The organism is Tenacibaculum sp. HL-MS23, assembly GCF_032463465.1.
Taxonomy (GTDB): Bacteria; Bacteroidota; Bacteroidia; order Flavobacteriales; family Flavobacteriaceae; genus Polaribacter; species Polaribacter bernardetii.
The window spans coordinates 2365274-2381095 of record NZ_CP135989.1; the positions used below are offsets into that span (position 1 = coordinate 2365274).

Consider the following 15822-nt stretch of genomic DNA (forward strand, 5'->3'; position numbering starts at 1 on the left):
GCTTTTCGCACTCGCTTTTTGTTCGTGCCTCACAAAAGAGCTCAAACAAATGCTACAATCCCTAACGCAAATACAGTTATTAACTTTTAATGAAGTGTTAAAATTAAGATTTTACATCTAAAGCATCACGAAGTGTATTTCCTATTAACATAAAAGCCATAACTAAACTCATAATTGCCAATCCCGGAATTAACGCTAAAAATGGTTTTCCTAAAATAATATAGTTATAATGATTTTTAATCATGGCTCCCCAAGATGGAGTAGGAGGTTGCGCACCGATTCCTAAAAAACTCAAACCACTTTCAATTAAAATTGCCGCAGCAAAATTAGCCGCCGATATTACAATTATAGGCGCTAAAATATTTGGTAATATATGTTTAAAAATAATTCTGAAATCAGAAAATCCTAATGCTTTTGCAGCTTCAACATATTGTTGTTGTTTGGTGGTAATTACTTGTCCGCGTACCACACGAGCAACTTCTACCCACATGGTTAAACCAACGGCAATAAACACTTGCCAAAAACCTTTTCCTAATGCTAAAGTGATGGCGATTACTAATAATAACGTAGGTATAGACCATGTAATGTTAATAATCCACATAATAAAAGTATCAACCTTTCCACCAAAATAACCCGCGATTGCTCCAACCGGAATTCCGATTAACAACGAAATAAACACGGCTATAAATCCGATAAAAAAAGAAATTCTTGCTCCGATTAATAACCTGCTTAATAAATCGCGTCCGTATTTATCGGTACCAAACCAAAAGGTTTTTTGCTGAATATATGCTGTAGGTTGATTCTTGAATAAAGATAACGGATAAGTTTTAGCTAAACCGTCGGAATATTTTAAGACTTCTAATTGATTCTCTGTTAACTCGTATGATTTTATAGGTATTTCGGTAGGTGAATGCTGCTTTCCATCCATAAAAACAGAAAACCACGATTGTTCTTGTTTAGATTTGGACGGAATGCTAAGCATCAATACTGAAAAACCTGGAGACTTAGAGTGAATTTCTAAATGCATCTGGTTTGCAGAATTACTATTATCTGGCGCAATCACATAACAAAAAACAGCTGTTAATCCACAAAAAACGATAAACAAAAAGCTAAAAACACCAATTTTACTTTGCTTAAATTTTTTGATTGCTAATTGCCATAAAGAGTTGCTTAGATTATTTTTCACGTACAGTATTTTCTTGTTTAGTAACCGAAAGGTCTCTTAGATTTTGTATATCAATACTTGATGGATTTTGAAAAATTTCTAAATCGAAATATTTAACAGAAGCTAAAATATGATCAAAAATATTAGCCATAACACGTTCGTAATCTTCCCATACTTTTTCTTTACTAAAAGCATAAATTTCTAAAGGAATTCCGTTAGGAGTTGGTTCTAATTGACGAGACATTAATAGCATATCTTGATTTATTTGTGGGTGATTTTGAATGTAATGATCTAAATATACCCTAAAAGAACCAAAATTGGTTAAGTTTCTACCATTTAATAAAACGGTCTTATCAATGTTATGTTCGGTGTTGTAATTATTTACCTTACCACTTGCCTCATTGATATAATCAGTAATTAAAGCAATTTTCTTGAAATTTTCAATGTCCGATTCCGTTAAAAAGCGAATACTATTGATTTTAATCAATATAGCACGTTTAATTCTTCTTCCACCAGAATTGCTCATTGTTCTCCAGTTTTTAAAAGAATCTGAAGTTAAATAGTAGGTTGGGATACTAGAAATGGTATTGTCAAAATTTCTAATAATAACCGATGTTAGGTTAATCTCTACAACATCACCATCGGCACCGTATTTATCCATAGTAATCCAATCCCCAATCCTAACAGTGTCATTTACGGCAACCTGAATACTGGCAACAAAACCAAGAATAGTGTCTTTAAAAATAAGTAATAATACGGCAGAAAATGCTCCTAATGCAGTTAAGAATTTAATAAGAGGTTTTCCTGTTAATACAGAGAAAGATAAGATGATACTTATAAGCCATAATGCAATCATAAAAATTTGCACATAACTATCTAAAGGTTTGTCTTTAAAAGCATCCATAGTTCTTAAAAAGTCTTTAATACTGTTAAGCACACTTTTTAAAAACCAAACAACAGAAAATATAATAGCAATACTAAGAATGCGCTCGGAAGCGGATAATACATTGGGGAAATCTGCTAAAAGTTCTTTTATGAAATTAAAGATAACAACTAAGATTACACTTCTAGAAAAATTTAAAAACACCCTATTTTTAATAAGCATATCATCTAACTGAGTGCCTGTTTTATCAGCTATTTTATGAATAGCTTTTCTACCAACATACCTAATTACTCTAAAAAGAATAAAACCTAAAACAAGAAAAACAATAAGGTTTGCTATAAGGTTTAAATAGGTTGCTAATGTTTCAGAAAGTGATAACTGTTCTTTAAAAAGATTATAAAAAAATTTATCTGGCATAATTTAGTTTAAGAATCAAAAGTAGGTATTTCTTGGCCAACTTTTAAGTTGAATTTTTTTCGAAACCAAAAAACAATTAGATATAAAATAGGTGTATCTAAAGCAGCTATAATAACTTTAAATAAAAATCCGCTAATTAATAAACTTGTAAAAATATCCCAAGGAAGAATTTTAAAAGAGCATAATAAAAAAACAACGGTAAAAGTATCTATAAATTGAGAAAGAAAAGTAGAGAAGTTATTACGTAACCACAAATGTTTTCCGTTGGTTAATTTTTTCCAAAAATGAAAAATACGAATATCTATAAACTGAGCAAATAAATAGGCAAGCATAGATGCTAATACAGCAAGTGGAGATAAACCAAATACAGTAGAAAAGGTTTTATTGTTAATAGGAGAACTGTTAATTGCAGGAACATTATCTGCAACTAAAATAATTAACATAGAAAAGAACGACGCAAAAATACCGGCTATTACAACCTGATTGGCTTTCTTTTTTCCGTAAATCTCAGATAAAATATCTGTAATTAAAAAGGTAATAGGGTACGGTAAAATTCCTGCAGAAATTTCAAAGCGATACAAATTAAATGGTTCCCAATAAAAAAATTTCTGAAAAATTAAATTAGAAGTAACCAAAGAAGCAATAAATAATGCAGCTAAAACTAAATAGATAAGTTGCGCTTTATTTTTTAAATGTTCAGTCATAGAGCGAAATTACTAATTAATAATGATTTTAAAATTGTGTATGTTTGCAACTTATATTTTACGATAATTAAACGACATAATTTTTTTTATCGATTATATCAAAAAATAATAACAAATTAGAGAAAAACAGATGAAAGCATATATTTTTCCGGGTCAAGGAGCGCAATTTACGGGAATGGGATTAGATTTATATGAAAAATCTCCATTAGCTCAAGAACTTTTTGAAAAGGCAAACGATATACTAGGTTTTAGTATTACAGATGTAATGTTTGAGGGTACACCAGAAGCATTAAAAGAAACAAAAGTAACACAACCTGCAATATTTTTACATTCGGTAATTTTAGCAAAAGTACTAGGAGATGATTTTAAGCCAGAAATGGTTGCGGGTCATTCGTTAGGAGAATTATCAGCTTTGGTAGCAAACGGAGTGTTATCTTTTGAAGACGGATTAACATTAGTTTCTAAACGTGCTTTAGCTATGCAAAAAGCGTGTGAAATTAAGCCATCTACTATGGCAGCTGTTTTAGGTTTAGAGGATAAAATAGTTGAAGATACTTGTGCAGAGATTGACGGAGTTGTAGTTGCTGCAAATTATAATTGTCCTGGTCAGTTGGTAATTTCAGGAGAAGTAGAAGCTATAGAAAAAGCTTGTGAGGTGTTAACTGAAAAAGGAGCACGTAGAGCTTTGGTTTTACCTGTTGGAGGCGCATTTCATTCACCAATGATGGAGCCTGCTCGTGAAGAGTTAGCAAAAGCAATTGAAGAAACTGTTTTTAGTGAGCCAACATGTCCAGTATATCAAAATGTAGTTGCAAAAGCAGTTACAAATCCTGCAGAAATAAAAGAAAATTTAATGGCGCAATTAACAGCTCCGGTAAAATGGACACAGTGTATCCAAGCAATGATTGCTGATGGAGGAACTGAGTTTGTAGAGGTAGGTCCTGGTAAAGTATTACAGGGTCTTATGCGTAAAATAGATAGAAGTGTAGCGGCTAGCGGAGCTAGTATTGACGCTTAGATAAATTATTTATAAAGTATTAAAAAAGCGAACTCAATTTTGAGTTCGCTTTTTTAATATCTATAATTCAGGATTTTTAATTTTTAAAAGCTGATATATTTTATCTTCTTTAGGCGCTAAAAGAATCATATAAAATAAAAGAATAACTCCAAAAAGAATAAAATCTGGTTTTAGTAATAGAATTATAAAACACGCAGCTTCTATAATGGCCCATTTAAAAATAGAGGCACTTTGATAAATTGCAAACTTTTCATCATCACTATCACCTTCTTTTATTTTATTTAAAGTGTTTTTAAATATAAAGTTGCTAAGCACGTATGCAACAGCAGGAATAAAAGAATAGATTAATGAAGCATTGTCTATTTCTAAATTTAAGATATTTTTAAAATCACCAATTAAAAAATAAGCTAAAGTAACTCCAGCTATTAACGCGAGGTGAATTATTTTAAGTGTTTTTATTTTTTGATTCATAGTTGTTTATTGAACAAAAGCATTAATTTTTTCTGTAATAAAAGCTAATTGTTCTTCATCTAACTCAGTATGCATTGGTAATGAAATTACTTCATCAATTAACTGATTGGTAACCGTAAAATCATCTTCATTATAACGTTCATCTTTATACGCTTTTTGAGCATGTAAAGGAACAGGATAATAAATTGCATTCGGAATATTATTATCTAATAAATACTGGTGTAATTCATCACGTTTTCCATTCGTAATTCTTAAAGTATATTGATGAAAAACATGGCAATTACAAGTGTCGCATATATTGTTACCACAAGAACTTGTAGAAGGTGTTATTATATTTGGATTATTAGTAAAGGCATTATTATAATATCTAGCAGCTTTTCTACGGGCATCACAAAAACTATCTAATAAAGGTAGTTTTATTTGTAAAACGGCAGCTTGTAAACTATCTAAACGAGAATTTACACCAACAACATCGTGGTAATAACGCTTGTACATTCCGTGGTTTACAATTCCTCTAATAGTATGTGCTAAATCATCATCGTTGGTAAAAATTGCACCACCATCACCATAACAACCTAAGTTTTTAGAAGGAAAAAATGATGTTGTACCTACATTACCAATAGTTCCAGATTTCTTTTTTGTTCCGTCAGAAAATGTATAATCAGCACCAATTGCTTGAGCATTATCTTCAATAACAAATAGGTTATGCTCTTTGGCAATTTCCATAACCGCTTCCATATTTGCACACTGTCCGAATAAATGAACAGGAACGATAGCTTTGGTCTTTGGAGTAATAGCCTTTTTTAAAGCATCAATATTAATGTTAAAAGTATCAGCATCAACATCTACTAAAACCGGCGTTAATTTTAACAACGCAATTACCTCTACGGTAGCGGCAAAAGTAAAATCGGCAGTAATAACTTCATCACCTTGCTCTAAACCTAATCCCATCATTGCAATTTGCAATGCATCAGTTCCGTTAGCACATGGTATTACATGTTTTACATCTAAGTATTTTTCTAAATCAGTTCCGAAGCCTTTAACTTCAGGACCACCAATATAATAAGCGGTGTCTAAAACACTTTCGAAAGCCTTATTTACTTGTGGTTTTATTTTTGCGTATTGACCTTGCAGGTCAACCATCTGAATTTTTTTCATTTAACATGATTTTATAGAATTCAAAAATACGAATTAAATTTCTGTTATCTTTGAAGAAAAACCTTAGTAAATGAAGTTATTTAAAAAGCTTTTTAAAATTATATTGATATTATTAATTTTAGTAGTCGCTGCCGTTTGGTTGTTTTCTAAAACTTTACATCCTACTTATAGCGGGGAGTTAGAATTATCGGCCATTTCAGATAAAGTTACCGTGCATTATGATGAGGTTGGTGTGCCGCATATAGAAGCTAAAAATCAACAAGATGCTTATACAGCTTTAGGTTATGTACATGCGCAAGATAGACTTTGGCAAATGGAGTTGATTAGAAGAATTGCAGCAGGAAGATTAGCTGAGGTTTTTGGAAAAGAATTACTTAAAACTGATACTTTTTTCTCTGGATTAGGAATTGAAGAAGCAGCGAATAAAACGATTCATAATTTAGATAGAAATTCTGAAGCATATAAATTAACAGAAGCTTATTTAAACGGAATAAATCAGTTTATAGAAGAAGGAGCCACTCCGTTAGAATTTTATTTAGTAGGTCTCGAAAAAGAAAAATATACGATTAAAGATGTGTATAATGTATTCGGTTATATGGCTTTTAGTTTTGCAGTTGCTCATAAAACAGATCCGTTACTAACAGAAGTAAAAGAAAAACTAGGCGATGCTTATTTTAAAGAATTAAACGGGGCAAATTATGAAAATCTTACATTTATCAAAAGTGAGAAAAAACCTGAGTTGAATGCCAGTTTTGCACAAGCAATGAATACATTATTAGACAAGTTACCAATTTCACCTTTTATAGGAAGTAATTCGTGGGTTTTAGGACCTGAGAAAACGAAAAGCGGAAAAGTAATTTTTGCTAATGATCCACACATTGGGTTCTCACAACCTTCTGTTTGGTATCAATCACATATTAAAACTCCAGATTATGAGATATACGGATTCAATTTAGCGTTAACTCCATTTCCTTTATTAGGTCATAATCGTGATTATGCTTATGGATTAACAATGTTTGAAAACGATGATGTTGATTTTTATTACGAGGAAAACAATCCTAATAATCCGATGGAATATAAAACTCCGTTTGGATATGAGAAATATAAATTAATTGATAAAAAAATAAAAGTTAAAGGTGATGCTGATACTACTTTTCAAGTAAAAGTAAGTAAGCACGGACCTGTAATGAATGGTTTAATTGATTTTATTGATGATGAGCGACCAATTGCAATGCAGTGGATTTATACTAAATTAAACAATCAATTATTAAGCGTTTCTTACGAAATGTCGCACGCTAAATCGTTGCAAGAGTTTAAAAACGGAGCGAGTAAATTACATGCTCCTGGTTTAAATATAATGTATGGAGATGCCAAAGACAATATTGCTTGGTTTGCTTCTGGTAAATTATACAAGTATAGAGATAGTTTAAACACAAAACTGATTTTAAACGGAGCTTCAGGAAAAGATGAAATTAAAGAGTGGTTAGATTTTAAGGAAAATCCTCAAGCGATAAACCCGAGTTTAAATTATGTGTATTCAGCAAATAATCAGCCAGATTCTATTGTAGGAATGCTATATCCAGGGTATTATTTATCAGAAGATAGAGCACGAAGAATTGTTGATTTGTTAGCTCCTAAAAACGATTGGACAAAAGAAGATGTTGGTGAAATGATTTATGATGTTACCTCGCCAGTAGTGCCAGAAATTATTATGTATTTAAGTAGAAGTGTAAATAGATCTCAGCTTACGCCAAGTGAGAAAAAGGCATTTCATATTCTAAAAAATTGGAAAGGCTATTATGGAAAAGAAGAAATAGCTCCTGTTATTTACACTCGTTTGTGGTATGAGTTTGTTAAAAATACTTATAAAGATGAAATGGGTGCGGCTTTTAAGCAGTTTGCAAATACACCTTTAGAGGAAAAAGCAGTAGCGAGTCAGGTAAAGAAAGAGCAATCTGTTTGGTGGGACGATATTACTACCAAAAAGATAGAAGATAAAGAAGCCATAGTAACAAAGTCTTTTCAGAATACGGTTGCTTTTTTACAAAAACAATTAGGTGAAAACGTTGAAGGTTGGCATTGGAAAAGAGTAACTTCGGTAGAGTATGAGCACCCAATAGGAAAAGCAGGTGGGTTATTGCGTAGGTTTTTTAATGTAGGTCCTTTTGAAACAAATGGAGGCGATCAGGTAATTAACAATCAGATTTATACAATTGATAGTACAGGTGTTTATAACATAAAAGCAGGACCTTCTACACGAAGAATTGTAGATTTTTCTGATGTAGAAAACAGTATTGCTATTTTACCAACAGGGCAATCGGGTAATGTATTTAGTACGCACTATAAAGATCAAGCTAAAAAATATTTAAACGGTGAGTTTGTGAAGATGAAATTGAATCAGTCGAGCATTAAAGAGAGTGAAAATAAATTGATTTTTTCTCCGAAGGATTAACAATTGTTTCAATTAAAACTAAACAAAATACATACAAAAGAGAAACTGCTAATTTTTTACAGTTTCTCTTTTTTTATTTAATTTAAGTAAGCTGTCGTTTGTTTTTAAAAACTTTAACTCAGCTTTTATTATAGAATCTCTATGGTTTTTTGTTTTAATAGGGATTGTATCTGATAGCGTAATTATTTGATGCATCCACTCTTGGTGTTTCTCAATAATATCTTCACCTTTATTTTGATTTATATTATTAAACTTGGTCACAACTTTATATGATGTGATAAGGATTACAACCATTACAATACTGATTCCTATGAAAATGAGAGTGATTTTTTTGCGAGTCATTTATTAAATTTCTTTATAAACATCATTAAAAGGAATTCTAAAACGCTCACCATATACTCCTTTATCTGTTCTAATACCACAACTAACAATCATGTTAATTTTCGCGCCTCTAGGTAATTTTAATAACCGCTTTACACGCCAAGTATCAGAGCCTTCCATCGGGCAAGTGTCATAACCTTCAGCAGCCATAGATATCATAAAATTTTGTGCTGCTAATCCTGTAGTTTTTTGTGCTACTATTCGCATATCACTATTACGAACCTCACGATATGTTGGTCTAAACAAGCCCGTAATTAATGTTACCAAGTATTTTAACCAACCAAAAATCCCTAAAAAATCGAAATAGATAAACGGAATCACTTTTCCGTAATAATTTCTAGCTACTTTTTCTCTACTGCTTTGTGCTTCCTTCGGATTATCTTTTCCAAAAGTTTTATCCATAAAGGCTAAATTTGCTTTTGCGCGTTTACGCCATAAATCTTTTCGAGTAACAAAAACAACTAATTGTTGCGCGGTTTTTGCAGCGTTTTGGTTAAAACACAACGGTGCAATTTTAGCAATAGTTTCTTTAGACGTAATATGATAAAATTCCCACAATTGCATATTACTACTTGTTGGAGCTAAACTTGCTTGCTCAATACATTTTTTTACGATATTGGTGTCAATAGCTCTTTCTGCATCAAATATTCTTACAGAGCGACGATAATTAATTGCCGCTGAAACTGTTTTTTCTGTCATCTTTTATGTTATTTCTTATTTTTAATAGCGGGTAATTAACTTATCTTCATTAAGAATTTTAGTTGTTTTAACTTTCCTTTGTAAGGTGCATAACGCGTAGGAACATCCAACCAGTTACCTCTTGTAACTACACCCTTTTTATGAGAGAAAGTATCAAATGTTTTTTTACCATGATAGCCTCCAATTCCACTTTCACCAACACCTCCGAAAGGTAAGCGATGGTTTGCAAAGTGAACAGTGGTATCGTTAATTGTTCCGCCACCGAAAGAATATTTAGTAATTATTTTTTTAGCGAAACGGTTTCGTGTTGTAAAAACATATAAAGCTAAAGGTTTGTCGTATTTAGCAATAATAGCGTCGAATTCTTCTTCTGTTTCGTATGAAATTAAAGGAAATATTGGTCCGAATATTTCACCTTTCATAACTTCACTGTCTAAACTAGGTTCATCAATAACAGTAGGAGCGATATAGTTATCATCTCTATTTATTTGTCCTCCAATAGCAATTTTTTCACCTTGTAAAAGTGCGGCAAGTCTGTCGAAATTACGGGTATTTACAATACGCGGATAATCTTTAGAAGCTTCGGGGTTTTCACCATAAGCGTTTATGATTTCCTTTTTAAAATGATTTATAAATTCTTCTTTTACTGAAGTATGAATCAATAAATAATCAGGAGCAATACAAGTTTGTCCACCGTTAATAAATTTACCCCAAACTAAACGTTTAGCGGCCAATTTTATATTAGCGGTTTCATCTACAATACAAGGGCTTTTTCCTCCTAACTCTAATGTAACAGGCGTAAGATATTCTGCGGCAGCTTTAGCTACAATTTTACCTACGGGTACACTTCCTGTAAAAAATATATAATCCCAACGTTGTGCTAATAATTCTTGAGAAACAGCAACACCGCCTTCTACTACTGCAACATGGTTTTTATTAAAAACAGCTTCAATAATTTCTTTGGTTACTTTGCTTGTGTGAGGTGTTAATTCAGATGGTTTTAAGACCACATTATTTCCTGCAGCAATTGCTCCTAAAAGAGGTGCGAAAGCTAATTGATAAGGGTAATTCCAGGGTGCAATAATTAATATTGTTCCGTAAGGTTCGCTATGAATTTTAGCAGAAGAAGGAAAATTTAATAAAGACGGTAAAACACGTTTTGGCTTGCTCCAAGAATGAATGTTTTTAATAGTCATTTTTAGCTCGGCTAAAACAATAGATGTTTCTGTCATTAAAGCTTCATATTCCGATTTTTTAAAATCATTATAAAGTGCCTCAACGATGTCTTTTTCTCTTCTGATAAGTTCTTTCTGTAGTTTTTTTAAGGCATTTTTTCTAAAGGAAATGTCTTTAGTTTGTTGCGTTTTAAAAAAGTTTTTTTGGGATTTAACCAATTGTGATATATCCATAAAATTAAATTTCTTGTAGTTTTTTATTCATTACTAAAAACCATAAAGGCGGAATCAAAGAAAGTAGCATCATACCAGGATAACCGGTTGGCATTTGCGGACTTTCAGGAACTGTTTTTAATAATTGATAATGTTTAGATCCGTTATAATGATGGTCTGAATGACGTGATAAATTAAATAATAATACTTGCCCGATTACATGATCAGAGTTCCAAGAATGTATTCTTTTTACGCGCTCATATCTTCCGTTTTCAAGTTGCTTTCTTAATAAACCATAATGTTCAATATAATTTATTGTTTCTAGTAATATTATTCCGAAAACAGCAGCTCCTATAAAAGCGAATAGTACAAACGGAGTAAAGGAAAAATAGATTAATCCGAGAAATAATAGGTTGCAAACAGTATAAATAACCATTCTGTTTTGGTAATGAAACCAATTTCTACCTGTGCTTTTTAAACGTTTATTTTCGCTTTGCCAAGCTTGGTAATAACTTGTAATGTGTGAGCGTATCCAAAATAAATATAAAACTTCATTTTTTCTGGCAGTTGCAGCGTCTTTAGGTGTAGCTACATTTAAGTGATGCCCAGCATTATGATAAGGTAAAAAATGTGTATTTAAAGACGTTAATAATAAGAGTTCTCCTAAAAATTCATCAAAGCGATTATTGCGATGGCCTAATTCATGACCAACATTTATACCTATAACTCCGCACATAACTCCTAAGGCAAGAATACGACCTGTAATTTCTGTAGTTGTTAGGTTAATTTCTTGAATAACATAAAAAAACCATCCAACAAATAGTAGTTGAATAGGTATTGTAGCGTATAAAATTAGTGTATATAATTTATTCTCTTTTTCAATTAGCGCTTCTTCTTTGTTTAGGTTTTTTTTATCTGTTTTAAAAAAAAGTTCGGCAAAAGGAACTGCAACAAAAAAAGTTAGTATAGGTAAGAATGTAATCCATCCTTTATTGGTAAAAGCTAAAAATACCGTAATTGGTAAAATAACTATTGATAAATATTTAAGGGGTTTCATACTTGAAATTTCCCTAAAGATACAACTTACAAACAAGCATCCCAAATAGCTTCTTTTGGGGTTGGAGCGGTAATTCTTATTAGCTCTTTACTTACAGGATGAATAAACTCAATTTTACGAGCATGTAAATGAATACTACCATCTTTATTGCTTCTTTTTGCACCGTACTTTAAATCGCCTTTAATAGTAGCACCGATATTTGATAATTGTACACGAATTTGATGATGACGACCGGTTTCTAAGTCAATTTCAAGTAAAGAATAATTGTCTAGTTTTTTAAGAATTTTATAATGAAGAATCGCTTTTTTACTACCGTCAATTTCTTTAGGATAGGCAGTAGACTTATTGTTTTTAGGGTTTTTCTTTAAAAAATTAATAAGAGTGCCTTCGCTTTTCTTAGGTTCGTTTTTTACAACAGCCCAATATGTTTTTTTGATGGTTTTTTCGCGAAGCATTTTATTTAAACGCTCTAAAGCTTTTGAGGTACGTGCATAAATTACAACGCCAGATGTTGGCCTGTCTAAACGATGAACGGTTCCTAAATAAACAGCGCCAGGCTTATTGTATTTATCTTTAATGTATTCTTTAACAACGTCTGAAAGTGGTTTGTCTCCTGTTTTATCACCCTGAACAATGTCACCTGCTCTTTTGTTAATAACCACGAGGTGATTATCTTCATGTAAAACTTGTAAATTGTCTTTGTTAGAATGCATTTTTAAAGTATCACTTCGAGCTTGGTCGAGAAATTATTTAAAGTCTTTAGCTATAGCTTCATTAGTATCGTCAATGAATTTTAAGAATTCATCACGTCCTACACCTGTTTCAGATGAGGTAATAAATGAGGTTGGAAGAATTTCCCAATGTTTTAATAGTTTCTTTTTATAAGAAGCAATTTGTTGATTTATTTTAGAACTCCCTAATTTATCAGCTTTTGTAAAAACGATTCCAAACGGAATTTGGTTTTCTCCTAGAAACTGCATAAACTCTAAATCTATTTTTTGAGGATCATGACGAGAATCTATCAAAACAAATGTAAAAACTAGTTGTTCTCTTTCTTTGAAATAGTTTTCAATGAAAAACTGAAAAATAGTTCTTTTCTTTTTAGAAATTTGAGCGTAACCGTAACCAGGTAAATCGACTAAAAACCACTCTTCATTTATTTTAAAGTGATTGATAAGTTGTGTTTTACCGGGTTTACCAGATGTTTTAGCTAAACTTTTACGTTCCATCAACATGTTGATTAATGAAGATTTACCAACATTAGAGCGTCCTATAAAAGCATACTCAGGTATTCTGTCTTTAGGAGCTTTCATAACATTACTGTTACTCATCACAAAATCGGCAGATTTTATTTTCATAAATACTAAGTTATACTATTATATATTTCGTTTAGAAAGCCAGCTTTCTAAAATTTCATTAAATTCTGTTGGCGTTTCCATCATTGCTGCATGCCCGCATTTGTCTATCCAAAACAAATCAGAATCTGGTAATAATTTATGGAAATCATTGGCTACTTCTGGCGGAGTTACGCCATCTTGTTTTCCCCAGATAAGACATGTTGGTTGTTGCATGTTTGGCAAGTCATTTGCCATGTTATGACGAATGGCACTTTTGGCGATAGAAAGTGTTTTTAAAGCTTTAACTCTATCATTTACAATACTGTATATATCATCAACTAATTCTTTTGTAGCTATTTTTGGGTCGTAAAAAACTTCCTGAGCTTTTGTTTCGATATACTCATAATTACCTCTTTTAGGATAACTATCTCCCATAGATTTTTCATATAAGCCAGAACTACCGGTTAAAACCAGTGCGCCAACATCTTTTGGGTAATGCTTAGTGTAATATAAAGCAATATGACCACCTAAAGAATTTCCTAAAAGAACAACGTCTTTAAGTTCTTTGTACTCAATAAAATCATGTAAGTAACTAGCTAGTTGTTTTACATTTGTTTTAAGTAATGGTAAGGTGTATAAAGGTAATTCGGGAATTAAAACTCGATATCCTTTTTTAGAGAAATGTTTAAAAGTCTCGTCAAAGTTACTAAGAGCCCCCATTAATCCGTGTAATACGATTAATGCTCTTCCTTCACCTGCCTCTGCATATGTAAAATCGCCTTCTTTTTTTAAAAAATCAGTCATTGATATTATAGGTTTGACTTAACCACAAATGTAGTCCTTTTTTGTTAAAATTTCACTTTTATTATTTCATACTCATTAGCGAAGTTAACTACTCTTACTGTCAGTTTTTTAGCTTAAAACTCAAAACTTATCAACAAAGTGGTAAAAAGTGGTAAAAAGTGGTAAAAATTCTTTATTTTTGATGCAAACTATGAGCGTGTAACGTGGTGAATTTAATTGGAACATACGAGTGTAAAGTAGATGCTAAAGGAAGGTTGATGATGTCATCGGCTTTCAAGAAGCAATTGTCTGCTGTGTTGCAAGATGGTTTTGTGGTTAAGCGTTCTGTTTTTCAGCCTTGTTTGGAGTTGTATCCGATGAAGGAGTGGGATTTAATGATGCAAAAGATTAATAAATTAAATCGATTTGTAAAGAAGAATAATGATTTTATTAGAAGGTTTACGGCGGGTGTGAAAACTGTTGATGTAGATGCTTCGGGTAGGATTTTGGTGCCAAAAGATCTCTGTCAGTTTGCGGGTATAGGAAAGCAAGTTGTGCTTTCTTCTGCTGTAAATATTATTGAGATCTGGGATAAAGATAAGTACGAGAAAGTAATAGATGATGCTGTTGTTGATTTTGCTGATTTAGCGGAAGAGGTAATGGGAAATACAGATGTAGATGAATTATCATAGTCCAGTTTTATTGAAAGAAAGTGTAGATGCGCTTAATATTAAAGAGGATGGGGTGTATGTTGATGTTACTTTTGGTGGCGGAGGTCATTCAAGAGAGATATTAAGTAGATTGGGTAAGAGCGGAAAGTTGTTTGCTTTTGATCAGGATCCAGATGCGCAGCAAAATGCAATTAATGATGAGCGCTTTGTGCTTATTGGAGAGAATTTTCGATTTATATCGAGATTTCTTCGTTTTTACGGAATTCGTAAGGTAGATGGTGTTTTGGCTGATTTAGGAGTTTCTTCTCATCAATTTGATGAGGCAGAAAGAGGTTTTTCTACAAGATTTGATGCTGATTTAGATATGAGGATGGATCAGAAATCGGATTTATCAGCAAAAAAAATTATCAATAAATACAGTGAAGAAAGATTAGCGGATGTGTTGTTTTTGTATGGAGAGTTAAGAAATGCACGAACACTGGCTAAGAAGATTGTGGAGGCAAGACAAGAAGAAGAAATTGCTACAAGTTTTCAGTTAAAAGAAGTTTTAAAAGAGTTTTTGCCGCAGGCTAAAGAGCATAAGATATTAGCGCAAATTTTTCAGGCAGTAAGAATAGAGGTGAATCAGGAACTTGAGGTTTTAAAAGAATTCTTACAGCAAATGCCAGATTTGTTAAAGGAAGATGGGCGATTAAGTGTTATTTCTTATCATTCGTTAGAAGATAGGTTGGTAAAGCGATTTATAAGAACAGGGTTGTTTAGTGGTGAGCCAGAAAAAGATTTTTACGGAAACATTAGTGTTCCTTTAAAGAAGGTTGGTAAAATGATTATACCAGCTAGAGAGGAAGTGAAAGTGAATAATAGGGCCAGGAGTGCAAAATTAAGAGCAGCAACACTTAAATAATGTCTAAGGTAAGAGAAGGTATTTACGATGTTTTGCGAGGGCGCTTTTTAACGGATGATAGTTCTTTTAATAATTGGCGGATATTAATTTTTGTAGTAGTGTTATTATTAATCATGATATCGAGTTCTCATAGTTTAGATGCGAAAGTGGTGAAGATTGCGGAGCTAAATAAGCTGAAAAGAGAATTGCGAGCAGAAGATTTTGATACGAGTACCGAGTTAACAAGGATGAAGTTAGAAAGTAGTATTCGGAAAAGAGTAAAAGAAAAAGGATTGTTTCCGGCTGAGAAACCTCCTCAGAAAATAAAAGTAACAACTAAAAAAGAATAAATAAG

The 15822-nt window shown here is 32.1% G+C and carries 17 protein-coding genes; 5 read left to right on the top strand and 12 right to left on the bottom strand.

Going from position 1 to position 15822, the window contains the following annotated elements; translation table 11 throughout:
- Positions 1-103: 103 nt before the first annotated feature.
- From RRF68_RS11040 to RRF68_RS11050, 3 genes are read right to left on the bottom strand one after another with little or no spacing between them, the layout of a single operon-like run.
- Positions 104-1186: an ABC transporter permease gene (locus RRF68_RS11040; RefSeq protein ID WP_315944381.1), complete on the bottom strand. Its 1083-nt coding sequence runs from the start codon at positions 1184-1186 to the stop codon at positions 104-106.
- Entirely contained in the window at positions 1176-2465 is a 1290-nt protein-coding gene (locus tag RRF68_RS11045) for a mechanosensitive ion channel family protein (protein WP_218772176.1), read from the bottom strand. Before RRF68_RS11045 ends, RRF68_RS11040 begins: the two co-directional genes overlap by 11 nt.
- An 8-nt stretch (positions 2466-2473) precedes the next feature.
- Entirely contained in the window at positions 2474-3169 is a 696-nt protein-coding gene (locus RRF68_RS11050) for a queuosine precursor transporter (RefSeq protein WP_218772177.1), read from the bottom strand.
- Between the two features lie 130 nt (positions 3170-3299).
- On the opposite strand from RRF68_RS11050, the gene fabD reads away from it, so the two are divergent.
- Entirely contained in the window at positions 3300-4187 is an 888-nt protein-coding gene (gene fabD / locus RRF68_RS11055) for an ACP S-malonyltransferase (protein ID WP_218772178.1), read from the top strand.
- Between the two features lie 60 nt (positions 4188-4247).
- Here the strand turns inward: fabD and RRF68_RS11060 are convergent, their stop codons facing one another.
- Complete coding sequence (locus RRF68_RS11060; protein ID WP_218772179.1) at positions 4248-4658, bottom strand: MFS transporter; 411 nt, start codon at positions 4656-4658, stop codon at positions 4248-4250.
- Between the two features lie 6 nt (positions 4659-4664).
- A complete protein-coding gene (locus RRF68_RS11065) occupies positions 4665-5816 on the bottom strand; it encodes a DegT/DnrJ/EryC1/StrS family aminotransferase (RefSeq protein WP_218772180.1) in 1152 nt (383 codons plus the stop codon).
- A gap of 70 nt (positions 5817-5886) precedes the next feature.
- Between RRF68_RS11065 and RRF68_RS11070 the strand changes: the two genes are divergently transcribed.
- On the top strand, positions 5887-8268 hold the full coding sequence (locus RRF68_RS11070; protein WP_315944382.1) for a penicillin acylase family protein: 2382 nt from the start codon (positions 5887-5889) through the stop codon (positions 8266-8268).
- A gap of 48 nt (positions 8269-8316) precedes the next feature.
- Here the strand turns inward: RRF68_RS11070 and RRF68_RS11075 are convergent, their stop codons facing one another.
- The 7 genes from RRF68_RS11075 to RRF68_RS11105 form a co-directional block, all read right to left on the bottom strand.
- Positions 8317-8529 (bottom strand): hypothetical protein, encoded by a 213-nt coding sequence (locus tag RRF68_RS11075; protein ID WP_315944383.1) that lies wholly within the window; start codon positions 8527-8529, stop codon positions 8317-8319.
- Positions 8530-8613: 84 nt separating this feature from the next.
- The gene (locus RRF68_RS11080) at positions 8614-9348 is read right to left on the bottom strand and encodes a nitroreductase family protein (protein WP_315944384.1); all 735 of its coding nucleotides are present in this window, start codon (positions 9346-9348) and stop codon (positions 8614-8616) included.
- Positions 9349-9383: 35 nt separating this feature from the next.
- A complete protein-coding gene (locus RRF68_RS11085; protein ID WP_315944385.1) occupies positions 9384-10757 on the bottom strand; it encodes an aldehyde dehydrogenase in 1374 nt (457 codons plus the stop codon).
- A 4-nt stretch (positions 10758-10761) separates the two neighbouring features.
- Positions 10762-11793 (bottom strand): alkane 1-monooxygenase, encoded by a 1032-nt coding sequence (locus tag RRF68_RS11090; RefSeq protein ID WP_315944386.1) that lies wholly within the window; start codon positions 11791-11793, stop codon positions 10762-10764.
- 26 nt (positions 11794-11819) lie between these two features.
- The gene (locus RRF68_RS11095) at positions 11820-12506 is read right to left on the bottom strand and encodes an RluA family pseudouridine synthase (protein WP_275315484.1); all 687 of its coding nucleotides are present in this window, start codon (positions 12504-12506) and stop codon (positions 11820-11822) included.
- Positions 12507-12539: 33 nt separating this feature from the next.
- On the bottom strand, positions 12540-13151 hold the full coding sequence (gene yihA / locus RRF68_RS11100) for a ribosome biogenesis GTP-binding protein YihA/YsxC (protein WP_275315485.1): 612 nt from the start codon (positions 13149-13151) through the stop codon (positions 12540-12542).
- Positions 13152-13169: 18 nt separating this feature from the next.
- Positions 13170-13934, bottom strand: a complete 765-nt coding sequence (locus tag RRF68_RS11105) for an alpha/beta fold hydrolase (protein ID WP_218772188.1) — start codon at positions 13932-13934, stop codon at positions 13170-13172.
- 203 nt (positions 13935-14137) lie between these two features.
- On the opposite strand from RRF68_RS11105, the gene mraZ reads away from it, so the two are divergent.
- Genes mraZ through RRF68_RS11120 form a run of 3 tightly spaced genes read left to right on the top strand, consistent with a single transcriptional unit; the run spans position 14138 to position 15817 of the window.
- Complete coding sequence (gene mraZ, locus RRF68_RS11110) at positions 14138-14605, top strand: division/cell wall cluster transcriptional repressor MraZ (protein WP_275315486.1); 468 nt, start codon at positions 14138-14140, stop codon at positions 14603-14605.
- A complete protein-coding gene (gene rsmH / locus RRF68_RS11115; RefSeq protein WP_315944387.1) occupies positions 14592-15488 on the top strand; it encodes a 16S rRNA (cytosine(1402)-N(4))-methyltransferase RsmH in 897 nt (298 codons plus the stop codon). Before mraZ ends, rsmH begins: the two co-directional genes overlap by 14 nt.
- A complete protein-coding gene (locus tag RRF68_RS11120; RefSeq protein WP_218772191.1) occupies positions 15488-15817 on the top strand; it encodes an FtsL-like putative cell division protein in 330 nt (109 codons plus the stop codon). The genes rsmH and RRF68_RS11120 overlap by 1 nt, the downstream gene beginning before the upstream one ends.
- Positions 15818-15822: the final 5 nt, after the last annotated feature.